Here is a 21,240-nt window from a genome sequence, read left to right on the forward strand (position 1 = left end):
CCCGGTGCGTTTCACATCAAAGCCATCCGCTCGGCCAGCGCCCGCCCGTCGTCGTCGGCCAGGGCGGCCTCGCTCAGTTCCCTCAGTCGCTGCGCGGCGCCCGGTGAATCCACCAGGGACGGCACGGCGTTCATGATCGTCTGGTAATTGCGCCAGCCGCGCTCGTGGGTGTCGCCGTAGCCCTTGACCAGGCGTTGTGCCCGGACCACCTCCAGCGCAACCGCGAGGTGGGTGGCAGCCAGGCGCTGCACCTGCGCCAGCCACTCGCCGATGCGCTGCTGTTCCGCGGCGAAGCGCAAGGAGCGGCGCCGCAGCGGCCTCAGGGCCGCGATGGCATACAGCTGCAGGAAGCCGCCCAGCGAGCTGGTGCGCACCACCTTGCCCTGGCGCGTGAAGCGGCCGACGACCGCGCGCGCCATCCGGCTGGCGAGCAGCCAGCGGCCCAGGCCGGCCGGCAGGATGTCGGCGATCTCCTCCACCCGCGGGTGCATGTATTCGTTGATGGCGAGCAGCTGGTCCGGATTCAGGCGCACCTCCCCCGCCACGCGCTGGAAGCGGGTCCGGCGCGTCTTCAGGTCGGCCACGCGGATCGCGTCCTCGTAGCTCATCCACAAGGCCAGGTGCCGCGCTGCCTCGACCAGCACTTCGCCGGCATCGCGCAGCGGCAGCAGGCGGTCGAGATAGTCGGCGGCATGGGCCTCGTCCTGGTAGTCCGCCAGGCGCAGCACGCCGTGCCGCAGGGTGTCGTGGGCGGCGGGCGGAAACTGCTGCGCGATGCGCTCGCCCAGGCGGGCCAGCCGGGGACCGAGCGCGACGGCGGGGCCGGCGGGCGCCGCCGGCGCGGATCCCGCCGCCGCCGCCTGGTAGCCGGCGGCGAACGCCTCCAGGCTGGCCTTCACGCCGACACCGCCGCGGCGGATCGCCTCCTCGAACTGCTCGCGCGCGAAAGGGAGTGCGCCGGACGCGGCCAGGGCGCCGAACAGCACGGGCGAGATCGGCCCGCCGGCCTGCTCGGCCAGCTGCGCGAAGTCGGCGGCGACGAAGCGGGCCGCGGCGGCCCGGGCGCCCGCCAGCAGCTTGTCGCTGTCGACCCGGCCGTCGCCCAGTGCGGTCCGCTCGGTCATCGAGTAGACGCGGTGCGTGGAGGCGATGAAGGTGGTGCGCCCGGGCGTCACCAGGCCGCGCTGCAGCGCCCGGCCGGCTTCCATCAGCTCGGAGGCGATCACCACGTCCAGTTCACCGGGCACGGGCGCCAGCGCCAGCACCGGCTGCGCGCCGGGGGTCACCGCGGCCTGCGGGAACAATTCGATGTAGTACACGGTCGCGCCGGTGCGCTGCGCGACGCCCGGCACCGAGGTGGCCTGCGCGAAGTGGCCGTTGGCCTCGCCCAGGTCCACCAGCCAGTCGGACAGCACGCCGCCGCCTTCGCCGCCCATGGCGAGCAGCGCGATGGTGATCGCGCGCGGCGGCGTCATGCCGCCAGCCCCTGCAGCCGCCGCTCGATGCGGTCCTGGAGGAAGCCGATCACGGCGGCCGATACCTTCTGCCGGAACCGGTCCCAGCGCGTCGGGTTGTTCACGATCTCGGCCCGGTAGAACGAGGGGCACAGCACCGCGGCGTGCGCCACCTCGCCGCACAGGCCGCAGCCCACGCAGCTGTCCATCACCGCCGCCACCGGATCGCGGCGCAGCGGATCGGGATTGGGGCGCACGGTCAGCGAGGGACACCCGGACAGGCGGATGCAGGAGTGGTCGCCGGTGCAGGTGTCCGGGTCGACGCCGAAGCGCTCGCGCACCACGCGCTGGCCCTGGGCGATCGCCTTGCGCGCCAGCGGCTTGACCCGGCGCTGCTTGTTCAGCATGCACTCGCTCGAGGCGACGATCACCTTGGGGCCCTTCACCGGCGTGGTCAGCGCGTCGCGCAAGGCATCGCGCATCTTCGACAGGTCGTAGGTGTGGTCGATCGTGCGCACCCACTCCACGCCGACACCGCGCACGGCCTTCTCGATCGGGTGGTTGGTGGCGCGGATCGGGTTGGGCGCCTTCGAGGACAGCAGGTCCTGCCCGCCGGTGGCCGCCGAATAGCCGTTGTCGATCACCACCAGCACGTTGTCGCTGCGGTTGAACACCGCGTTGCCGACGCCGCTGGTCAGCCCGTTGTGCCAGAACCCGCCGTCGCCCATGATGGCCAGCGCCCGCTTGCCCGTCTCCGGCGTGTTGAAGGCCGACGCGCCGGCCCAGCCCAGCCCGTAGCCCATGGTGGTGGCGCCGATGTTGAACGGCGGCAGGATGGAGAACAGGTGGCAGCCGATGTCGCAGCTGACGTGGTGCGTGCCCAGCTCGCGCTCGACCAGCTTGATGGCCGTGAAGATCGGCCGCTCGGGGCAGCCGGTGCAGAACGAGGGCGGCCGGCCATGCACCTGCGCCTCGGCCTCGCGGATCGCGATGGCCTTGGGGTTGCCTTCCAGGCGGGCCGGAACCGGCGCCGGCCTGGCGGCTACCGGCAGTTCGCGGCCCTCCAGCAGCGCCGGCGCGTACTGGCGCACGAAGGCGGCGATGCCCTTGACCAGCACGCCGCCGGTGTACTCGCCGGCCATCGGCAGCAAGTCCTTGCCGTGCACCTTCGTCTGGACATCGGCCTTGCGCAGGATGGCGTGCACGGCCTGCTCGATGAAGTCGGGCTGGCCCTCCTCGACCAGCAGGATGGCGCGCTTACCGGCGCAGAAGCGGGTGAACTCCGCGTCGACCAGCGGGTAGGTGACGTTCAGCACGTACAGCGGCACGCGCGACCGGCCGAACGCATCGGCCAGGCCCAGCAGCTCCAGCGCGCGCAGCACGCCGTTGTACAGGCCCCCCTGCAGCACGATGCCGAAATCCTGCTCGTCTTCGGCGAACAACTCGTTCAGCCCGCGCTCCTGGATGAAGCGCACCGCCGCGGGCCAGCGCTGCTCCACCTTCTCGTGCTCGTGCAGGTACGTCGAGGGGGGCAGCGCGATGCGGCCGACGTCGCGGCGCGGCTGCTCGATGGCGTCCTTGAGCGTGAAGGCGGGCCGGACGTTGTCCTTGCAGGCGAAGCGGCCGTGCACGTGGCAGGCGCGGATGCGCAGCTCCAGCATCACCGGGGTGCGGCTGGCCTCCGACAGCTCGAAGCCCTGCTCCACCGCCTGCACGATGGACGGCAGGTTGGGCCGCGGGTCCAGCAGCCAGACCTGCGACTTCATCGCGAAGGCATGCGAGCGCTCCTGCATGATGCTGGAGCCCTCGCCGTAGTCCTCGCCCACGATGATCAGCGCGCCGCCCGTGACGCCGCCCGAGGCCAGGTTGGCGATCGCGTCGGAGGCGACATTGGTGCCCACGGTGGACTTGAAGGTGACCGCGCCGCGCAGCGGGTAGTTGACGGAAGCGGCCAGCGTCGCGGCGGCGGTGGCTTCCGACGCGCTGTGCTCGAAGCGGATCCCCAGTTCGCGCAGGATGTCGTTGGCATCCGTCAGCACGTCCATCAGGTGCGAGATCGGCGCGCCCTGGTAGCCGGCCACGTACGAGACGCCGGACTGCAGCAGCGCCTTGGTCACGGCCAGGATGCCCTCGCCGCGGAACTCCTCGCCGGCGCCCAGGCGCAGCTTCTCGACTTCAACGGCAAAGGAACGTTCGGCCATGGCTTCCCGGGGCAGCGGTAGTGCATCAATCTACGCACCGGTTTGACATTTGGCGAATGGATTGTGTCGATGTTCCGTATCCAATCCATGAATGATCCGGCGTAACCCTGAATACGAAGGAATTCACTTCGTCGAGGCTGCGGGTGGCCGACCCTGCGCCGTCGCGCCGGATCCATGGAACGGCCGGGCTGCGCACCCGATCCGGCTGAAGCGTCACGGGGTGCGAAACCCTTGATCCAGATCAGATGCCGCCGGCGCGGACCGCGCTAATTTGCGTATTCTGGTACCGCAATGCGTATTTAAACAGGAGCACCCGATGGAGACAGCCCCGTTCGAAGGCCCCGAAGCCGAGCTCGACGAAATCCTCGAGTACTGCAACACCCTCAGGCAGTCGCCCGTGCCGGACGACGGTGCCCTGCCGACCGGGTTCACCGGCACGCTCGGGCACTTCCCGGTCTACTTCCCCGAGGAGATCGCCCACGCCGCGGGCCTGTTGCCCGTCAACATCCTGGGCGGCGGCAACAAGCTCGAGCTCAAGCATGCCGACGCCCACATGGGTTCCTTCATCTGCTCGATCTGCCGGTCGACCTCGGAGATGGGGCTCAACGGTTCGCTGCAGGGCCTGAAGGGCTTCATCACCCACCCGATCTGCGACGCCGCCAAGCACCTGGCCGGCATCTGGGGCCGCAACTTTCCCGAGCAGCTGGCCCAGATCCTGTACCTGCCGCAGAACCCGAACACGCCGGGCGCGGTGCGCTACGTGGCCTCCGAATACCAGCGCCTGCGCGGCGAGCTGGAGCGCAAGTCGGGCCAGGAGGCCACCGACGCGAATCTGGCCGCCAGCATCCGCGCCTACAACCGCAACCGGGCCCTGCTGCGCGAGCTGTACGCGATCCGGCGCGACGAGCCCTGGAAGCTCAGCTGCACCGAGTCCTACCTGCTGCTGCGCGCGCGCACCCGCATCCCCTGCGAGGCGCACAACGAGCTGCTCGAGCGCGCGCTGGTGGGCATCCGCGCCCGCAACCGCCAGGCGCAGGACAAGCCGCGCGTGGTGTTCGTCGGCGGCTTCTGCGAGCAGCCCCCGCTGGAGATGCTGGAGGCGATCGACGACAACTGCTACGTGGTCGACGACGACCTGCTGATCGGCCTGCGCTGGCTCACCAGCGACGTCCCGGGCACGGGCGACCCGATCTGGGCGCTGGCCGAGAGCTTCATCCAGCGCTGCGCCGCCAGCCCGGTGCAGCATGACGAGCGCAAGAGCAAGGAGGCCTACCTGATGGAGATGATCGCCGGCAGCAAGGCCGAGGCGGCGATCGTCACCGCGGCCAAGTTCTGCGAACCCGGCCTGGACGAACAGGTGGCCTGGTCCAAGCACCTCGACGAGGTCGGCGTGCAATACCTCGTGCTCGAGTTCGAGGAAAAGATGACCTCCTTCGAGCAGATGGCGATGCAGCTCGAGACCTTCGCCGAATCCCTGCTGTTCGCAACCGCCTGACCGGAGCAACCCCATGAACATCGAAACACTCGAACGGGCCCCGGCGCCCGCGGCTGGCGCAGCCGAATTCAACCCGATCCAGGAAGGCCAGCGCCTGATGAAGGCCTGGTACGCCAACCTCGAGCAGGCCAAGGCACGCGGCCAGAACGTCGCCAACGTCTTCGTGATGGGCAACGCGGTGGAAATCCTGCGCACGTTCGACTTCCAGCTCGTGTTCCCGGAGATCAACTCGCTGCAGACGGGCGTGCGCAAGAAGTCGGAGGAGTACCTGCGCGAGTCCGAGGACTACGGCTATTCGCCCGACGTGTGCTCCTACGTCAAGGCCGACGTGGGGCTGATCCTGCGCGAGCAGCAGCACCCGGCCGGCCAGATCCCGAAGGCGGACATCGCCATCACCTCGAACATGTGCAGCACCTTCATCAAGTGGGGCGAGATCTGGGAGCGCATGCTCAAGATGCCCACCTTCACGCTGGACCTGCCCGGCCAGCGCGGCCCGAACTGGCAGGTGCGCCGCGGCGATGCCCAGCACATGGCCGACTCGCAGTGGGTGGAGGCGCAGTTCCGCCACCTGATCGCGCGCTGCGAGGACATCACCGGCCGGCGCTTCGACTTCGATCGCCTGGCGCAGGTGCAGGACCGGGTGAACCGCATGGTCCACCACTGGAACAACGTGATGGCGCTCAACCGCGCCTGCCCCGCGCCGTACAACGCGATGCTCGACGGGCTGACCTACATCGGCATCATGAACGTCTACCGGGGCACCGAGGAGGGCGTGGAGTACATGCGACGCCTGGAGGAGCAACTGCGCGCCAAGGTGGCGCGCGGCGAGGGCCGCGTGGCCGAAGAGCGCTTCCGCCTGCTGTTCTCCGGCACGCCGTGCTACGTCTCCATGCGCCGGCTGGTCGAGCTGTTCGAGAGCTGGGGCGGCGTGTTCGCCTATTCCGACTACCTCACCTTCGCGGCGGGCGGCATGGATGCCGGCGAGATGGTGTACGACACCTCGCGCCCGCTGGAGAGCCTGGCCGAGATCACGGCGCTGGCCGCCCAGCGCGGCCTCTCCAACCAGTTCTTCGCGCACGAGCGGCTGGCCCAGCAGATCAAGGAGTACGACGTCGACGGCATCGTCTTCCACGGCATCAAGAGCTGCCGCTTCGTCTCTTCGGGCATGGCCGACACGCGCAACTACCTGAACCAGCGCCTGAACATGCCCAGCCTGTACATCGAATCGGACCTGATCGACCCGCGCTACTGGTCCGACGCACAGATCAAGAACCGCGTCGACGCTTTCTTCGAGTCGCTGCACCAGCGCGGCGGCGCGGCTCCCAGCACCGGCCGGCACGCGGCCACCCCCACGATCGGAGGCAAGGCATGAGGTACTTCGGCGGCGTCGACGTCGGCTCGACGCAGACCAAGGCGGTGGTCCTGGACGAGGACGGCAAGCTCGTCGGCCGGGCCCTGCTCGACATGGAAACCAGCATGATGACCATCGCCCAGGAGGCGTTCCGCGCGGCACTGGCGGACGCCGGGCTGGCCGAGGCCCAGGTGGAACGCATCGCCAGCACCGGCTACGGCCGCTACAACGTGTCGTTCGGCCACGAGCAGGTGACCGAGATCAGCTGCCACGCGCGCGGCGCGGTGGCGCTGTTCCCCGGCACGCGCACGGTGATCGACATCGGCGGGCAGGACACCAAGGCCATTGCGGTCAAGCCCGACGGCCAGGTGGCCGACTTCACGATGAACGACAAGTGCGCGGCGGGCACCGGCCGCTTCCTCGGCGCGGCCTCGTACGCGCTGGAGATGTCCCTGTCCGACCTGGGGCCGCTGGCGCAGCAGTCGCGCAACCCGGTGCGCATCACGACCACCTGCACGGTGTTCGCCGAGTCCGAGATCATCAGCCACCTGTCCAAGGGCATCCTGCCGGAGGACGTGCTCATGGGCGTGCACCAGGCGATCACCAGCCGCTGCGTGTCGCTCGCGCGCCGGGTGGGCATCCACTCCGAGGTCACCTTCACCGGCGGCGTCAGCCGCAACGTCGCCATGGTCCAGCTCATCGAGGAGGCGGTCGGCATGACGATCAATGTCAGCCCCGACGCCCATTTCTGCGGGGCGCTCGGCGCGGCGCTCTTCGCCCGCGAACACGCCCTTTCCAACGCGGCCGCGCCGGCCGAAGCGGCCCTGGCCTAGGAGGACGGACATGATCTACGTTGTCGGACTGGACATCGGCTCCACCTACACCAAGGCGATCGCGCTCGACGGCGACCGCGAGGTCGTGGGCACCGCGGTGCGGCGCACCGGCTTCAAGCTGGCGCAGGCGTCCGAGGCGGTCTTCGAAGACCTGCTGAAGAACTGCCAGCTGCAGCGCGCGGACGTGGTCTACGTCGGGGCGACCGGCTACGGCCGCTACACCGTGCCGTTCCGCCATGCCCAGATCACCGAACTGACGGCCCACGCCCAGGCGGCGGTGCACCTGTTCCCGGACACGCGCACCATCCTGGACATCGGCGGGCAGGACATCAAGGCGATCAAGGTCGACGGCGAGGGGCGCGTGAAGGCGTTCCGCCTGAACGACAAGTGCGCGGCCGGCACCGGGGCCTTCCTGGAGAAGACCGCCCGCTACCTGGGCCTCACCACCGAGGACATCGGCCCCTATGCGCTGCGGTCGGCCTCCCCTAAACCCATCAGCAGCGTGTGCGCGGTGTTCGCCGAATCGGAGGTGATCAACCACCTGTCCAACGGCATTCCCGCCGAGGACATCATGATGGGCGCGATGGTCTCGCTGGGCGGGCGTGCGATCCAGCTGATGCGCCGCGTCGGCCTGGAGCCGGGCTACATGCTGACCGGCGGCATGACCCGCAACGAGGCGATGGTGAAGGCGCTGGAGAGCGCGCTGGGCGAGCAGTTCCACGTCGCACCGAATGGGCTGGGCCAGCTCAACGGGGCGTACGGCGCCGCCTTCCTGGGCCTGCGCCGGGTGGAGAAGCTGCTGGCCGAGAGCAAGCCGATCCCGCCCACGGCGGCGCAGCAGGGCCTGGTCGAGGGGACCAAGCCGGTCCGCCGCTGGTCGGCGATGGCCGCCACGCGCAAGCGCTTCGAGCCTTGCAGCACCGGCGAATGCCCGGTCGTGGTGGTCAAGACGGCACCGGCCCGGCCGGAGCAGGCCCCCGCCTGAGCGGCGGACCATTCGTCCACGGCACGAGAACTGGAGCTGAGCGATGACCTACGTCGTCACCGAAGCCTGCATCAACTGCAAGCACACCGACTGCGTCGAGGTGTGTCCCGCCGACGCCTTCCACGAGGGCCCCAACTTCCTCGTCATCAACCCCGACCTGTGCGTCGACTGCGATGCCTGCGTGGCCGAATGCCCCGTCGAGGCCATCTACGCGGACACGGACGTGCCGGCCGGCCAGCGCGAATTCCTGGCACTCAATGCCGAGCTCTCCAGGGACTGGCCGAGCATCACGAAGAAGCGCCCGCCCCTGCCCGATGCGGCGCAGTGGGCCGGTGTGCGCGAGAAGTTCAACCACCTGCAGCGCCCCTGAGGCGCGCGCATTGCGGACAAGGACCAGCATGGAAACGATCGGCATCTACATGCAGCGGGACCACGAGCTCATCGACGGCATTGCCGAGCGTGCCGTCGCTGCCGCCGTGGCACGGGACTGGGCCACGCTCGAGCGCGAAGGGTCGGAGTTCCTGCGGCGGCTGCGCCGCCACATCGAAGTGGAGGAGGACGTGCTGTTCCCGGCGTTCGAGCAGCGCACGGGCATGGCAGCGGGCGGCCCGAGCGCGCAGATGCGCGAGGAGCACGAGCAGATGCAGCCGATCCTGGCGCAGCTCGAGGCGGCGGTGAGCGGCCACGACGGCCCGGCCTACGGGCATGCGTCCCGGGCGCTGCTCGACATCCTCGTTCCGCACAACCAGAAGGAGGAGCAGATGATGTATCCGATGCTGGACGAGGCCCTGGGCGCCGATGGGCCGGCGCTGTTGTCGGACGTGAAGGCAATGGCCCTCTGAGGGTCGCCGGGGCGCACCCGGGACGCTGCCGCGTCCGGCGGGCCGGGAAGCTGCGCAGCCCAGCGCGCGGCCGCCCGCTTCACATTTGGCGGGCGGATGGCAGGGATGTCGTACATTCATCGAACCGATGGCGACATCCCCCGTGAACTGAAGCGTGAATTTCCGCCAGCTCGACCTCAACCTGCTGCGGGTGCTGGCCGCCATCCACCGCACCGGCTCGGTCACTGCCGCCGGCAAGACCTTGTCGCTGTCGCAGTCGGCCACCAGCAACGCGCTGGCGCGTCTGCGGCAGTACTTCGGCGACGAGCTGTTCGTGCGCTCGGCCACCGGCTTGCACCGCACCCGCCTGTGCGAGCAGGTGGCGCCGGCCGTGCTCGCCCACCTGGCGTCGCTGGAAGCGCTGGTCACCGGCGTCGAGGCCTTCGACCCGCTGGGCAGCCGCGCCACCTGGCGGCTGTCGCTGTCCGACCTGGGCGAGATGCTGTTCCTGCCGCAACTGACGGCCGCGCTGCGCCAGCGGGCGCCCGGCACCCGGGTGTCCAACATCTCGGTGGCGGCGCCGGCCGTGGCGGCGGCGCTGGAGGCGCGGGAGATCGACTGCGCGATCGGCATCCTGCAGCCGCCCCACCGCGGCGTGCACGCCGAGCCGCTGTTCCGCGAGCAGTACGTGGCGATCACCGCGCCCGGCTGGAAGCCGCCGTCCGGGCGCCGGGGGCCATCGCTCACCCAGGCCCAGCTGGCCGGCGCGGCCCTGGCCGTGGCGTCGCCGATGGCCACCTTCCACAGCAGCGTGGAGGAGATGCTGGTCAAGCTGAAGCTGGCCGAGCGGATCGTGCTGCGCGCCCGCCACTTCGGCGCCCTGCCCGAGCTGGTGACCGGGTCCGACCTGCTGGCGATCGTGCCCGCCATGTACGCGGCCAGCCTGCGCGGCGTGCGCACCTGGCAGCTGCCGTTCGCGCCGCACTACGAGGTGCGGCTGGTGTGGCACGCCAGCACGGCACGCGATCCGGCCCAGCAGTGGCTGCGGGAACTCCTGCACGAGTTGTTCGAGCGTCCCGCCCGCCCGTGAGCGTCGACGCTCCGGAGGGGGCGCGTTCCTACAGCCCTTGCGGAGCACCGGTCGCACCATGGTCCGCACACACAGGAGCACGGCCATGCCCGACGCCAAGGACAACACCAAGCTCACCGGCGACACCCACCTGCCCGAAGTCGCCAGCGACCTGCCCAGGGGCAGCGAGGACGTTCGCAAGCAGCCGCCCGCCGGCGGCGACATCAAGGACAAGGAAGCCGGGACCAGCGACAGCTATGGCAAGACGCGCGATTCGGGCGAGCGGCCCAAGTGAGGCTGCCGCACGGCACGTGCCCGCAATTGGCCGCACCCACCCTCCACGTCCTGCCCCGCGGAGCGGCGCAGCTTGGTGAGCACGCCGCTGCGGTGCAGCCGCCGTGCCAGCTCGGCCGCCTGCTCCCATGACGGCCGCCGGTATGGCAGGTCGGGCACCGTGTTGTAGGGGATCAGGTTCAGCACCGCGTGCCGGCCGTGCAGCAGCCGCACCAGGCCCTCGACTTCCTCGTCGGTATCGTTGATGCCCTCCAGCAGCGTCCACTGCACCTGCAGCGGATAGCCCGATTCGCGCGCGTAGCGGTCGCTCGCCGCCACCAGTTCGTCCGGCGCGATGCGCGGCGCGCGCGGCAGCAGCTCGGCGCGCAGGTCGGCCCGGGTGGTGTGCAGCGACAGGGCCAGTGCCGGCTTCACCGGACCGCGCGGCAGCCGCTCGAACACCCGCTCGTCGCCGACCGTGGAGAACACCAGCTCCTTGTGGCCGATGTTGCCGACCGTTCCGAGGAATTCGATCGCGTCCATCACGCTGGCCAGGTTGTGCGCCGGCTCGCCCATGCCCATGAACACCACCTTGCGCACCGGCCGCAGCGAGCGCGCCAGCGCGACCTGCGCCACGATCTCGGCGCTGCCGATCTGGCGCAGCAGGCCTTCGCGGCCGGTCATGCAGAAGCGGCAGCCGACCGCGCAGCCGACCTGGGTGGACACGCACAGGCCGCCGCGCGGCAGCAGCACGCTCTCGCAGGTCTGGCCGTCCGGCAAGCGCACCAGCAGGCGCTCGGAGCCGTCTTCCGCCGGGTGGCGGGACACCAGCTGCGCCAACGAGGCGAATCCGGCCGTGATCGCCGGCAGCGCCTCGATCAGCGATTTCGGCAGGAAGCTCCCGATCGCGCGCGGGCCGCTGTCCTGCGGCAGCGCGTGCGACCACAGGCGCAGCACCCGCCGCTCGTGCGTCGGGCCGGCGCCGGCAGCACGCAGGCGCTCACGCAACAGGATGAGGGACGTCATGCGCCCAGCTTAGCGTTCTTCCCGGCCCTGGGAACCCGCCGCGGCAGCGACGATCCTGCTAGTCCGAGATCTCGATGGACTCGAAGAACCGGTAGCCGACGCCGCGCACGGTTGCCACGGGCAGCTTCAGGCCACAGGCCTGCTCCACCTTGCGGCGAAGCCGTCGCATCTGGCTGTCCAGCCGGCGCTGGTCGTACTGCAGGTAGTCTTCGCCGAGCGCCGCAACGATGGCGCGCCGGCTCACCACGGAGCCGCCCCCTTTGCCGAGTGCCAGCAGCACGACATGGTCCTGGGCGGACAAGGGCACCGCGGACAGGGCGGGCGGCATCAGCCGGGGCGGCGAGCCGCACAGCTTCCACCGGGGTGCAGCGTCCGCTGCCTCCAGGGTCTCGGCCCTGTTCGCGGAGTCCCTGCGCCCGGTCACGTCGCGGGCTACCGCGATGCGGACGCCATCCTGCGGAACCCAGCGCGCGGACCACATGATGTGCACGAGGCGGCCGTCCTTGCGCACATAGCGGTTCTCGAAGTGGCGCTGAAGATAGCCGTCCATGATGCGAGCGACGGCCTGCAGGGTCCGGGGCCGGTCCGGTTCGTACACGAAGTGGATCATCGGCTTGCCGATCATCTCCTCCGGCCGGTAGCCGAAGATGGCCTCGCAGGCGCCGCGGATCGCGAGGAAGCGTCCGTCGGGATCGACCACGCAGATCGCGTCCAGCAGCAAGTCCGTCAGGTGCTGGGGCTCGGTCGGACGGGGGCCGGTGCCCGAATCGGCGTCCATGGATACAGAGGGCGTCGCCCGGGCTGCTGGACCTGCATCCGCAGCCGCGTGTGGGAAGGTCGAACTCATGCTGCACCTGCTTCCAGCTCGAGAAGATTCAATTGGCTCGCCGGCGACGCGCTCAGGTTTGCTCAGGCACCTGCCGCCGGGGGTGCGTAGTATCCGCCCGCATTGCCGTTGCGGACTCTACTAGACACCATGCTGACGACGACAAAGGATGCCCCGGACGCGGGCCGGGGACACCTGGGCGAGGCCCAGGACGCCTCCCTGCGCGGCATGGCCGCGCTGTCGAGGAGCCGGCTGATCGATTCCCGCCCGAGGCGGCGCGATGATGACCAGGTCCTTGCCCTGGTCCAGGACCTGCCCGGATCCGGAAGCAGCTGGTGCCGCGTCTTCACGGTGGGGCTGCTGAACGAGGCCGGCGAGTTGTACCGCGAAGTCGACCTCCCTGGCGAATACGCCGCCTTGCTGTTCACCGCCCGGATGAATGCCAACGGGTTCTGGCGGTTGCAGCCCGGAGAGCCGTTCTTCGTCGACGGCTACGACAGCGTCTTCGCCAGGCGCTGAACGCAGCCCCGCCTATCCCCGCTTGGCCACCAGCGTCAGGATGTCGTAGCTGGCCACCAGCTCGCCGTGCTGGTTGGTGACCTCCACGTCCCAGGCCACCACGCCCTGTCCCACGCCCTTCGCGTCCTTCTTGCGCTTGTCGATCTTGCGCTTGGCCGTCAGCCGCGCCTGGATGGTGTCGCCGATGCCGACCGGCTTGACGAAGCGCAGCGTGTCCAGGCCGTAGTTGGCCAGCACCGGCCCGGGCGAGGGCCAGACGAACAGGCCGGCGGCCGCCGACAGCACGAAGTAGCCGTGCGCGATGCGCTGGCCGAACGGGCTCTCCTTGGCCGCGATCTCGTCGAAGTGCATGTAGAAGTAGTCGCCCGACAGGCCGCCGAAGGCGACGATGTCGGCCTCGCTCACGGTGCGGCGGTGCGTCAGCAGCGAGTCGCCGACCTGCAGGTCCTCGAAGTGGCGGCGGAACGGGTGCAGCTCGCTCTCGCGCACCTTGGCGCCGCGCACGTGCTCGCCGGTCACCGCGCTCAGCATGGTGGGCGAGCCCTGCACGGCCGCCCGCTGCAGGTAGTGCTTGACGGCGCGCAGGCCGCCCAGCTCCTCGCCGCCGCCGGCGCGGCCCGGCCCGCCGTGCTTGAGCAGCGGCAGCGGCGAGCCATGGCCGGTCGATTCGGCCGCGGCCTCGCGGTCCAGCACCAGGAGGCGGCCGTGCGTGGCCGCGGCGGCCGGCACGAAGCGGGCGGCCGTGGCCGGATCCCGGGTCACCAGCGTGCCGACCAGACTGCCCTTGCCCTTGGCGGCGAGCTGCAGCGCCTGGTCGATGTCCTCGTACGCCATCAGGGTGCTGACCGGCCCGAAAGCCTCGATGTCGTGCACGGCATCGTCTGCCATCGGGTTCTTCGCCAGCAGCAGCGTGGGCGCGAAGAACGCGCCTTCGGCCACGCCCTCGCCCCTGGGCGCGAAGCCGTCGCGCTCGCCGAACACCAGCTCGGCCTTCTTCATCAGGGCCTGCACGCGCCCGGCGACGTCGGTGCGCTGGTCCTGCGAGGCCAGCGCGCCCATGCGCACGTCCTCGAGCGCCGGGTCGCCCACCACCACCTTCGCCAGCCGCGCCTTCAGCCGCTTCGCCACCTCGTCCACGTACTTCGCGGGCACGATGGCGCGGCGGATGGCGGTGCACTTCTGGCCGGCCTTCACGGTCATCTCGCGCGCCACCTCCTTGACGAACAGGTCGAACTCCTCGTCGTCGGGCGTCACGTCCGGCGCCAGCACCGCCATGTTGAGCGAATCGGCCTCGGCATTGAACGGGATCGAGTGGCGCACCAAATTCGGCTGCACGCGCAGCTTGGCGGCGGTGTCGGCCGAGCCGGTGAAGGTGACCACGTCGGCGCCGTCCAGGCGATCCAGCAGGTCGCCGGTGGAGCCGATCACCAGTTGCAGGCTGCCCTCGGGCAGCAGGCCGGATTCGACCAGCAGCCGCACCGCCTTCTCGGTGAGGTAGCTGGTGGCGGTGGCGGGCTTGGCGATGCAGGGCACGCCGGCCAGGAAGCTGGGCGCGAACTTTTCCAGCAGGCCCCACACCGGGAAGTTGAACGCGTTGATGTGCACCGCGACCCCGCCGCGCGGCACCAGGATGTGGGTGCCGGCGAAGCCGCCCTTCTTGCCCAGCGCAATCGCCGGACCCTCGTGCAGCAGGTTGCCCGAGGGCAGCTCGTTGGCGCCGACGCCGGCATACGCGAACAGCGTGCCGCTGCCGCCCTCGATGTCGATCCAGCTGTCGGTGCGGGTGGCGCCGGTGTGGGCCGACACCGCATAGAGCTCCTCCTTGCGCTCGCCCAGTAGCTTGGCCATGGCCTTGAGCCGCTCGGCCCGCTGCTGGAAGTCGAGCTCGAGCAGCCGGGGCACGCCGACCTTGCGCGCGTGCTGCACCGCTTCGGCGAAGTCGAGCTGCTCGGCGTGCGTGCTGGCCACCGGCTGGCCGTTGACGGCGCTGCGCAGCAGCTGCGCCGCTTCGCCACCGACCCAGCGGCCGGCGATGTAGCTCTGGAGGATGGGGGTGGTCATGTCAGGGTCTCCTTGTCGTCGGCGAGCTTATCGCCTTGCGGCGCCCGCACCGCCTGCAGTCCGCCGAGGAACAGGTCCGTCACGATCGGCGCCATCGCCTCGTGGTCCAGCTTTCCGTCGGCCTTCATCCAGGTGAACATCCAGTTGACCATGCCGAACAGCAGCATGGTCAGCGGCTTGGCGAGGGTCGCTTCATCCAGGTCGGGGCGGATGCCGGCGATCACCTTGGCGAACGCGGCCACGACCGCCCGCTCGCGATCCAGCACGCGCCGGCGATCGGCCGGCTCCAGGAAGCGCACCTCGCTGGTCAGCACCCAGTGCGCGTCCTGCGCCTCGGCGTACTCCTGCACGAAGCGGCGGATCAGCAGGTGCAGGCGCTCGCGCGGGCCGGCCTCGCGCTCGGCGGCCTCGCCGACGATGCGCTGCAGTCGCAGCACGTGCGAATCGGCGATGGAGAACAGCAGCGCGTACTTGTCGCGGTAATAGTGGTACAGGGTGGCCTTGGACAGCCCGCAGGCCTCCGCCACCTGGTTCATGGACGTGGCCCAGTAGCCCTGGCTGGCGAACAGCCGCGCGGCGCCGGCCAGGATGGCCTCGCGCTGGTCGTCGTAGCCGGCGTGGCGCCCGCGTCCCATGGGCGCTCAGCGCTCGTCGAAGGAGATCACCACCCGCTCGGTGGTCGGGTGCGCCTGGCAGGTGAGGATGAAGCCGGCCGCCACCTCCTTCTTGTCCAGCGCGAAGTTGCGCTCCATGCGCACCTGGCCCTCGACCAGCCGGGCGCGGCAGGTGCCGCAGACGCCGGAGGTGCAGGAATACGGCACTTCCATCCCGGCGGCCGAAGCGGCGTCGAGGATGCTGGGCTGGTCCTTGGTGAAGGTGATCTCGCGTCGCAGGCCGTCGCGGATGATGACCACCCGGGCCTGTTCGGCGTCGCCCGGCTGCGCCTCGTGCACCACGGCGCCGACTTCGCCGGCCGCCGGCTGCGGGATGCCGAAGCGCTCGATGTGGATGCGGTCCTCGGGCACGCCCGCCGCCAGCAGCGCGGCCTCGGCCTCGTCGTTCATCTGGAAGGGTCCGCAGACGTACGCATGGTCGACCGAGCCGGCCGGCACCAGCCCGCCCAGGAACTCGCCGATCTTGTCGCGGTTCATCAGCCCGCTGTTGATGGGTGCATCGGTGTGCTCGTCGGAGAACACGTGGTGCAGCACCAGGCGCGTCATGTACCGGTCCTTCAGGTCCTCGATCTCCTCCTTGAACATCGTGGACTTCAGGCTGCGGTTGCCGTAGACCAGCGTGAAGCGGCTGGCCGGCTCGCGCGCCAGCACCGTCTTCATGATCGACAGGATCGGCGTGATGCCGCTGCCGCCGGCGATGCCCAGGTGATGGCGCTGCGCCTGCGGCTCGATCGGCACGAAGAAGCGGCCCTGCGGCGCCATCACGCTGACGGTGTCGCCGGGCCGCAGCTGCTCGTTGATCCAGTTGGAGAAGGCCCCGCCGCGGACCTTGCGCACGCCCACGCGCAGCTCGCCGTCGTCCACGCCCGCGCAGATCGAATAGGAGCGCCGCAGGTCCTGGCCGTCGATCTTCTTGCGCAGCGTGAGGTACTGGCCCTGGGTGAAGCCGAACACCGGGCGCAGCTCTTCCGGCACCTCGAAGGAGACGACCACGGCCTCGGCGGTGTCGGGGGTGATGGAGCGGACGGTGAGCGGGTGGAACAGCGGCGAGGTCATCGGAGTACGGTTGTCCTTGTCATTGCGGTGGCACATACCTTGTCATTGCGGGCTTGACCCGCAATCCATCTCCAGGGCGCAATTCGGGTGCGGGAGATGGATCCCGGCTTTCGCCGGGATGACATGGGAGGGGCCCGGGATGACATGGGAGGGGCCCGGGATGACATGGGAGGGGCCCGGGATGACATGGGGGGACCCGGGATAACATGGGGGGACCCGGGATGACATGGGCCCCAGGAGCCGTCCGGAACGACTGGATGCGTGGCTCATATCGGCTTGAAGTGCTCGAAAGGCTCGCGGCACGAGAGGCAGCGGTACAGCGCCTTGCAGGCGGTGGAGCCGAACGCCGACAGGCGCTCGGTGCGGGCGCTGCCGCAGCGCGGGCAGGCGACGGCGTCGGCCTTGCGCCCGAAGATGCGGATCGGCACGCCGGCGTCGGGCGCCGCAGGGCCCGGCGGCGCGATGCCGTAGTCGTTCAGCTTGCGCTTGCCCTCCTCGCTGATCCAGTCGGTGGTCCAGGCGGGTGCGCGGCGCAGCGTGGCGCGTGCCGGGCCCAGGCCTTCGGCGCGCAACGCGTCCAGCACGCTCTGCTCGATCACCTCGGTGGCGGGGCAGCCCGAGTAGGTGGGCGTGAGCACCACCTCGAGTTCGGCGCCGTGGTCGATCACTTCGCGCACGATGCCCAAATCGCGCACGGACAAGGCCGGCACCTCCGGGTCCAGCACGGTGCCCAGCACCTGCCAGGCGCGCGCGACGCGATCGGCGGCCACGGGGTTCACCACGTGCCGCCCGGGTAGGCGCGCTGCAGGTGCTGCATCTCGGCCAGGATGTAGCCCATGTGCTCGCTGTGCACGCCGCGCTTGCCGGTGGACAGGAAAGGGCTCGGCTTCGGTGCCTGCAGCCCGGCTTCCGAGAGGATGGCACCCATCTCGGCTTCCCACGGCTCCTCCAGCTCGGACCACGATGGCCCGAGTCCCGTGCGCGACGCGTGCTCGTCGACCGTGTCGGCGGCGAACAGCTCGGGGGCGTAGCGCCAGAGCCGGTCGATCGCCGCTTCCATGCGGCGGCGCGATTCGTCCGTGCCCTGGCCCAGCCGCACCACCCAGTCGGCCGAGTGCTGCTGGTGGTAGCGCGCCTCCTTCACCGCCTTGCCGGCGATCGCCGCCAGTTCGGCGTCGCCCGACTGCTGCAGCCGCGCCCACAGCAGCCGGAGGAAGGTGGCCACCATGGCATTGCGCAGCACCGTGACGGCGAAGTCGCCGCGCGGCAGCTCCACCAGGGTCACGTTGCGGAAGTCGCGCTCCTCGCGCAGGAAGGCGAGCTGGTCCTCGTCGAAGCCCTGCCCTTCCAGCTCGCCGGCGCGCGTGAGCACCGCGCGCGCCTGGCCGACCAGGTCCAGCGCCATGTTGGTCAGGGCGATGTCCTCTTCCAGCACCGGCGCATGGCCGGTCCATTCGCCCAGGCGTTGCGCCAGCACCAGCGCGGTGTCGCCGATGCGCAGCAGGTACTGGACGGCCGGGTCGTGCTTGATCGCGATCGAAGCTTGCATGGGCCCTGTGCTCACATGTGATCGACGGACGAGGGCAACTTGTAGAAGGTCGGGTGCCGGTACACCTTGTCCTCCATCGGGTCGAAGAACATGTCCTTGTCGCCGGGATCGCTGGCCACGATCTGGTCGGAGCGCACCACCCACACGCTGGTGCCCTCCTGCCGGCGCGTGTAGACGTCGCGCGCCATCTGGATCGCCATCTTCGCGTCGGCCGCGTGCAGGCTGCCGCAATGCTTGTGGTCCAGGCCGGACTTGCTGCGCACGAAGACTTCCCAGAGGGGCCACTCCTGTTTCGCGTCGCTCATGCTGCCTCCTTGATCGGTTGGTCCTGCTTGGCCGCGTAGGCGAGCGCCGCTTCGCGCACCCAGGCGCCCTCGTCCCAGGCCTTCACGCGCGCGGCCAGCCGGTCCTTGTTGCAGGGGCCGTTGCCGCCCACCACGTTCCAGAACTCGTCCCAGTCGATCGGCCCGAAGTCGTAGTGCTGGCGCTCCTCGTTCCACTTCAGCTCGGGGTCCGGCAGCGTCACGCCCAGCACCTTGGCCTGCTCGGCGGTGGCATCGATGAAGCGCTGGCGCAGCTCGTCGTTGGATACCCGCTTGATGCCCCAGCGCATGGACTGCGCCGTATTGGGCGACTGGTCGTCGGGCGGGCCGAACATCATGATCGACGGCCACCACCAGCGGTCCACGGCGTCCTGCACCATCTCCTTCTGTGCCGGCGTGCCCTTTTCCATCATGGTCAGCAGGCTCTCGAAGCCCTGGCGCTGGTGGAAGCTCTCCTCGCGGCAGATGCGGATCATGGCGCGTGCATAGGGCCCGTAGGAGCATCGGCAGATCGGCACCTGGTTCATGATCGCCGCGCCGTCCACCAGCCAGCCGATCACGCCGACGTCGGCCCAGGTCAGCGTCGGATAGTTGAAGATCGAGCTGTACTTGGCCTTGCCGCTGTGCAGCGCCTCCAGCATCTGGTCGCGCGAGGTGCCCAGCGTCTCCGCCGCCGAATAGAGGTACAGGCCATGGCCGCCCTCGTCCTGCACCTTGGCCAGCAGGATCGCCTTGCGCTTGAGCGTGGGCGCGCGCGTGATCCAGTTGCCCTCGGGCAGCATGCCGACGATCTCCGAGTGGGCGTGCTGGCTGATCTGCCGCACCAGCGTCTTGCGATAGTGCTCGGGCATCCAGTCCTTGCCTTCGATGAATTCGCCGGCATCGATCCGTTCGTCGAACCGCGCCTGCAGCCGCACCTCCTCGGCCGAACGAACGGCCTTGAGCGCCGCTTCGTCCTTGCCCATGGTGTCCATCGCCTGCGTGTACATGCGCTCTCCTTGACTTATGGCAGGTTTTACCCGACCGGTCGGTCGATAATAGAGGAGGGTCGCCCGGGATGCAAGAGGCCCGGCGGATGGCGGAATCCGCCTTGCGTCGAGCTGCGGCGCAGAACGGCTGAGTTTCAGTGCGTGCTAACGTGGCCGCGTGAAGACCACCTCCGAACCCGAACAGCTGCTGCCGCGCGTCGCCTACTTCTCCATGGAAATGGCCCTGGATCCCGGCATGGGCACCTACAGCGGCGGCCTGGGCGTGCTGGCCGGCGACGTGATGCGAAGCGCTGCCGACCTGGCGCTGCCCATGGTGGGCGTCACCCTGCTGAGCCGGCAGGGTTACTTCCGCCAGCGCATCGAAGCGGGCCGGCAGGTCGAGGACGACGCCACCTGGGATCCCTCGCGTTTCGCCATCCGCCTGCCCGCCAAGGTGCCGATCGCCATCCGCGGGCGCGAAGTCTGGGTCGGCGGCTGGCAGCACAGGGTGGAGAGCCGCTGCGAGAGCTCGCATGCCGTCCCGGTGCTGCTGCTGGACACCGACCTGCCGGAGAACCACCCGGACGATCGCCGGCTGACAGCGTTCCTCTACGGCGGCGACGCCACCTACCGCCTGTGCCAGGAGATGGTCCTGGGCATCGGCGGCGTGCGCCTGCTGGCGGCCCTGGGCCAGCAGGTGCAGAAATATCACCTCAACGAAGGACACGCCGCGCTGCTGACACTGGAACTGTTGCGCGAGCGGCTGGCGGCCGGCGAATCGCGCGAAGAGGCCATCGCCGCGGTGCAAGACCACTGCGTGTTCACCACACACACCCCGGTGCCGGCCGGCCACGACGAGTTCGACTACCCGCTGGCGATCGACTGCATCGGACCCCTGCTGGACGAGCTCGACGTGGCGGAGCTGGCCGGCGAGGAGTCCCTGAACCTGACTCACCTGGCGCTGCGCCTGTCCGGCTGGGTCAACGGCGTGGCCCAGCGCCATGCGGAGGTGTCGCGCACCATGTTCCCCGGCTACACGGTGCACGCGATCACCAACGGCGTGCACCCCTGGACCTGGGCTTCCGACGCGCACCGGCGCCTGTACGACCAGCACGTGCCGCACTGGTGCCACGAGCCCGAACTGCTGTTGCACGCCGACCGCATCCCGGCCGGCGAGCTGATGGCGGCGCACCGCGAAGCCAGGCACGCGCTGCTCGGCCTGCTGCAGCGGGCCGGCGGCCGCACGCTGGATCCGCAGCGTTTCACCATCGGCTTCGCGCGGCGCATGACCGACTACAAGCGGCCGTCACTCCTGTTCAGCGACCTCGCCCGGCTGCGCCGCATCGCCGGCCGGTACCCGCTGCAGATCGCGCTGGCCGGCAAGGCGCACCCACGCGACGAGCTGGGCAAGCGCCACATCGCCCGCCTGCACCAGTGGGCCCGTGAACTCGGCGAGGACATCCCGGTCGTGTTCGTGCCCAACTACGACGTCGATTCGGCGAGACTGCTGGTCAGCGGCGTCGACCTGTGGCTGAACACGCCGCAGCGGCCGCTGGAGGCCTCGGGCACCAGCGGCATGAAGGCGGCGCTCAACGGCGTGCCCAGCCTGAGCGTCCTGGACGGCTGGTGGCTGGAGGGCTGCGAGGAAGGCATCACCGGCTGGGCCATCGGCGAGGACGGCCCGCACGACGACGAACTCGACTCGGCGTCGCTGTACGACAAGCTCGAGCGCGTGGTGCTGCCGCTGTTCTACGAG

At 70.0% G+C, this 21,240-nt stretch carries 21 protein-coding genes; 10 read left to right on the plus strand and 11 right to left on the minus strand.

Features of this window, described 5'->3' with window-relative positions:
• Positions 1-11: 11 nt before the first annotated feature.
• Positions 12-1,475 carry an indolepyruvate oxidoreductase subunit beta family protein gene (locus tag V6M57_RS01925; RefSeq protein WP_332813292.1) on the minus strand — a complete coding sequence of 488 codons (1,464 nt, stop codon included), beginning with the start codon at positions 1,473-1,475 and terminating at the stop codon, positions 12-14.
• Positions 1,472-3,655 carry an indolepyruvate ferredoxin oxidoreductase subunit alpha gene (locus V6M57_RS01930; protein WP_332813293.1) on the minus strand — a complete coding sequence of 728 codons (2,184 nt, stop codon included), beginning with the start codon at positions 3,653-3,655 and terminating at the stop codon, positions 1,472-1,474. The genes V6M57_RS01925 and V6M57_RS01930 overlap by 4 nt, the downstream gene beginning before the upstream one ends.
• Before the next feature lie 316 nt (positions 3,656-3,971).
• Here V6M57_RS01930 and V6M57_RS01935 point away from each other — a divergent pair, with 316 nt between their 5' ends.
• The 8 genes from V6M57_RS01935 (at position 3,972) to V6M57_RS01970 (ending at position 10,504) form a co-directional block, all read left to right on the plus strand.
• On the plus strand, positions 3,972-5,150 hold the full coding sequence (locus V6M57_RS01935; protein WP_332813294.1) for a 2-hydroxyacyl-CoA dehydratase: 1,179 nt from the start codon (positions 3,972-3,974) through the stop codon (positions 5,148-5,150).
• 13 nt (positions 5,151-5,163) lie between these two features.
• On the plus strand, positions 5,164-6,522 hold the full coding sequence (locus V6M57_RS01940; RefSeq protein WP_332813295.1) for a 2-hydroxyacyl-CoA dehydratase subunit D: 1,359 nt from the start codon (positions 5,164-5,166) through the stop codon (positions 6,520-6,522).
• A complete protein-coding gene (locus tag V6M57_RS01945; RefSeq protein WP_332813296.1) occupies positions 6,519-7,334 on the plus strand; it encodes an acyl-CoA dehydratase activase in 816 nt (271 codons plus the stop codon). The genes V6M57_RS01940 and V6M57_RS01945 overlap by 4 nt, the downstream gene beginning before the upstream one ends.
• Before the next feature lie 10 nt (positions 7,335-7,344).
• On the plus strand, positions 7,345-8,319 hold the full coding sequence (locus tag V6M57_RS01950; RefSeq protein ID WP_332813297.1) for an acyl-CoA dehydratase activase: 975 nt from the start codon (positions 7,345-7,347) through the stop codon (positions 8,317-8,319).
• 43 nt (positions 8,320-8,362) lie between these two features.
• A complete protein-coding gene (fdxA, locus tag V6M57_RS01955; protein WP_332813298.1) occupies positions 8,363-8,689 on the plus strand; it encodes a ferredoxin FdxA in 327 nt (108 codons plus the stop codon).
• A gap of 28 nt (positions 8,690-8,717) precedes the next feature.
• On the plus strand, positions 8,718-9,161 hold the full coding sequence (locus tag V6M57_RS01960; protein ID WP_332813299.1) for a hemerythrin domain-containing protein: 444 nt from the start codon (positions 8,718-8,720) through the stop codon (positions 9,159-9,161).
• A 154-nt stretch (positions 9,162-9,315) separates the two neighbouring features.
• Positions 9,316-10,230, plus strand: coding sequence for a LysR family transcriptional regulator (locus V6M57_RS01965; protein WP_332813300.1), 915 nt, complete (start codon positions 9,316-9,318; stop codon positions 10,228-10,230).
• Positions 10,231-10,315: 85 nt separating this feature from the next.
• The gene (locus V6M57_RS01970; RefSeq protein ID WP_332813301.1) at positions 10,316-10,504 is read left to right on the plus strand and encodes a hypothetical protein; all 189 of its coding nucleotides are present in this window, start codon (positions 10,316-10,318) and stop codon (positions 10,502-10,504) included.
• On the opposite strand, the gene V6M57_RS01975 is transcribed toward V6M57_RS01970, so the two are convergent.
• Both V6M57_RS01975 and V6M57_RS01980 read right to left on the minus strand, forming a co-directional pair.
• Positions 10,465-11,508, minus strand: a complete 1,044-nt coding sequence (locus tag V6M57_RS01975) for an RNA methyltransferase (RefSeq protein WP_332813302.1) — start codon at positions 11,506-11,508, stop codon at positions 10,465-10,467. The genes V6M57_RS01970 and V6M57_RS01975 overlap by 40 nt on opposite strands.
• Positions 11,509-11,566: 58 nt before the next feature.
• Positions 11,567-12,286: a PAS domain S-box protein gene (locus V6M57_RS01980; RefSeq protein ID WP_332813303.1), complete on the minus strand. Its 720-nt coding sequence runs from the start codon at positions 12,284-12,286 to the stop codon at positions 11,567-11,569.
• Positions 12,287-12,484: 198 nt separating this feature from the next.
• Here V6M57_RS01980 and V6M57_RS01985 point away from each other — a divergent pair, with 198 nt between their 5' ends.
• Positions 12,485-12,853, plus strand: a complete 369-nt coding sequence (locus tag V6M57_RS01985; protein WP_332813304.1) for a hypothetical protein — start codon at positions 12,485-12,487, stop codon at positions 12,851-12,853.
• A gap of 12 nt (positions 12,854-12,865) precedes the next feature.
• Here the strand turns inward: V6M57_RS01985 and paaZ are convergent, their stop codons facing one another.
• The 7 genes from paaZ to paaA all read right to left on the minus strand — a co-directional run bounded on the left by paaZ (position 12,866) and on the right by paaA (position 19,505).
• Entirely contained in the window at positions 12,866-14,914 is a 2,049-nt protein-coding gene (gene paaZ / locus V6M57_RS01990) for a phenylacetic acid degradation bifunctional protein PaaZ (protein ID WP_332813305.1), read from the minus strand.
• On the minus strand, positions 14,911-15,549 hold the full coding sequence (locus tag V6M57_RS01995; protein ID WP_332813306.1) for a TetR/AcrR family transcriptional regulator: 639 nt from the start codon (positions 15,547-15,549) through the stop codon (positions 14,911-14,913). Before V6M57_RS01995 ends, paaZ begins: the two co-directional genes overlap by 4 nt.
• 6 nt (positions 15,550-15,555) lie before the next feature.
• Complete coding sequence (gene paaE / locus V6M57_RS02000) at positions 15,556-16,644, minus strand: 1,2-phenylacetyl-CoA epoxidase subunit PaaE (protein ID WP_332813307.1); 1,089 nt, start codon at positions 16,642-16,644, stop codon at positions 15,556-15,558.
• Positions 16,645-16,910: 266 nt separating this feature from the next.
• Positions 16,911-17,423, minus strand: a complete 513-nt coding sequence (gene paaD, locus V6M57_RS02005) for a 1,2-phenylacetyl-CoA epoxidase subunit PaaD (RefSeq protein WP_332813308.1) — start codon at positions 17,421-17,423, stop codon at positions 16,911-16,913.
• Complete coding sequence (paaC, locus tag V6M57_RS02010; protein WP_332813309.1) at positions 17,420-18,193, minus strand: 1,2-phenylacetyl-CoA epoxidase subunit PaaC; 774 nt, start codon at positions 18,191-18,193, stop codon at positions 17,420-17,422. Before paaC ends, paaD begins: the two co-directional genes overlap by 4 nt.
• Before the next feature lie 11 nt (positions 18,194-18,204).
• A complete protein-coding gene (gene paaB, locus V6M57_RS02015; RefSeq protein ID WP_332813310.1) occupies positions 18,205-18,498 on the minus strand; it encodes a 1,2-phenylacetyl-CoA epoxidase subunit PaaB in 294 nt (97 codons plus the stop codon).
• Complete coding sequence (paaA, locus tag V6M57_RS02020) at positions 18,495-19,505, minus strand: 1,2-phenylacetyl-CoA epoxidase subunit PaaA (protein ID WP_332813311.1); 1,011 nt, start codon at positions 19,503-19,505, stop codon at positions 18,495-18,497. Before paaA ends, paaB begins: the two co-directional genes overlap by 4 nt.
• Before the next feature lie 157 nt (positions 19,506-19,662).
• On the opposite strand from paaA, the gene glgP reads away from it, so the two are divergent.
• Positions 19,663-21,240, plus strand: a 1,578-nt coding sequence (gene glgP / locus V6M57_RS02025) for an alpha-glucan family phosphorylase (RefSeq protein ID WP_332813312.1), incomplete at its 3' end; no start/stop codon positions are given.

The organism is Ramlibacter sp. (assembly GCF_036676645.1).
Lineage (GTDB): Bacteria > Pseudomonadota > Gammaproteobacteria > Burkholderiales > Burkholderiaceae_C > Ramlibacter.

Coding starts and splice junctions, on each gene's coding strand:
- V6M57_RS01925 (WP_332813292.1), bottom strand. CDS start 1,475: ATGACGCCGCCGCGCGCGATCACCATCGCGCTGCTCGCCATGGGCGGC.
- V6M57_RS01930 (WP_332813293.1), bottom strand. CDS start 3,655: ATGGCCGAACGTTCCTTTGCCGTTGAAGTCGAGAAGCTGCGCCTGGGC.
- V6M57_RS01935 (WP_332813294.1), top strand. CDS start 3,972: ATGGAGACAGCCCCGTTCGAAGGCCCCGAAGCCGAGCTCGACGAAATC.
- V6M57_RS01940 (WP_332813295.1), top strand. CDS start 5,164: ATGAACATCGAAACACTCGAACGGGCCCCGGCGCCCGCGGCTGGCGCA.
- V6M57_RS01945 (WP_332813296.1), top strand. CDS start 6,519: ATGAGGTACTTCGGCGGCGTCGACGTCGGCTCGACGCAGACCAAGGCG.
- V6M57_RS01950 (WP_332813297.1), top strand. CDS start 7,345: ATGATCTACGTTGTCGGACTGGACATCGGCTCCACCTACACCAAGGCG.
- fdxA (WP_332813298.1), top strand. CDS start 8,363: ATGACCTACGTCGTCACCGAAGCCTGCATCAACTGCAAGCACACCGAC.
- V6M57_RS01960 (WP_332813299.1), top strand. CDS start 8,718: ATGGAAACGATCGGCATCTACATGCAGCGGGACCACGAGCTCATCGAC.
- V6M57_RS01970 (WP_332813301.1), top strand. CDS start 10,316: ATGCCCGACGCCAAGGACAACACCAAGCTCACCGGCGACACCCACCTG.
- V6M57_RS01975 (WP_332813302.1), bottom strand. CDS start 11,508: ATGACGTCCCTCATCCTGTTGCGTGAGCGCCTGCGTGCTGCCGGCGCC.
- V6M57_RS01980 (WP_332813303.1), bottom strand. CDS start 12,286: ATGGACGCCGATTCGGGCACCGGCCCCCGTCCGACCGAGCCCCAGCAC.
- V6M57_RS01985 (WP_332813304.1), top strand. CDS start 12,485: ATGCTGACGACGACAAAGGATGCCCCGGACGCGGGCCGGGGACACCTG.
- paaZ (WP_332813305.1), bottom strand. CDS start 14,914: ATGACCACCCCCATCCTCCAGAGCTACATCGCCGGCCGCTGGGTCGGT.
- V6M57_RS01995 (WP_332813306.1), bottom strand. CDS start 15,549: ATGGGACGCGGGCGCCACGCCGGCTACGACGACCAGCGCGAGGCCATC.
- paaE (WP_332813307.1), bottom strand. CDS start 16,644: ATGACCTCGCCGCTGTTCCACCCGCTCACCGTCCGCTCCATCACCCCC.
- paaC (WP_332813309.1), bottom strand. CDS start 18,193: ATGCAAGCTTCGATCGCGATCAAGCACGACCCGGCCGTCCAGTACCTG.
- paaB (WP_332813310.1), bottom strand. CDS start 18,498: ATGAGCGACGCGAAACAGGAGTGGCCCCTCTGGGAAGTCTTCGTGCGC.
- paaA (WP_332813311.1), bottom strand. CDS start 19,505: ATGTACACGCAGGCGATGGACACCATGGGCAAGGACGAAGCGGCGCTC.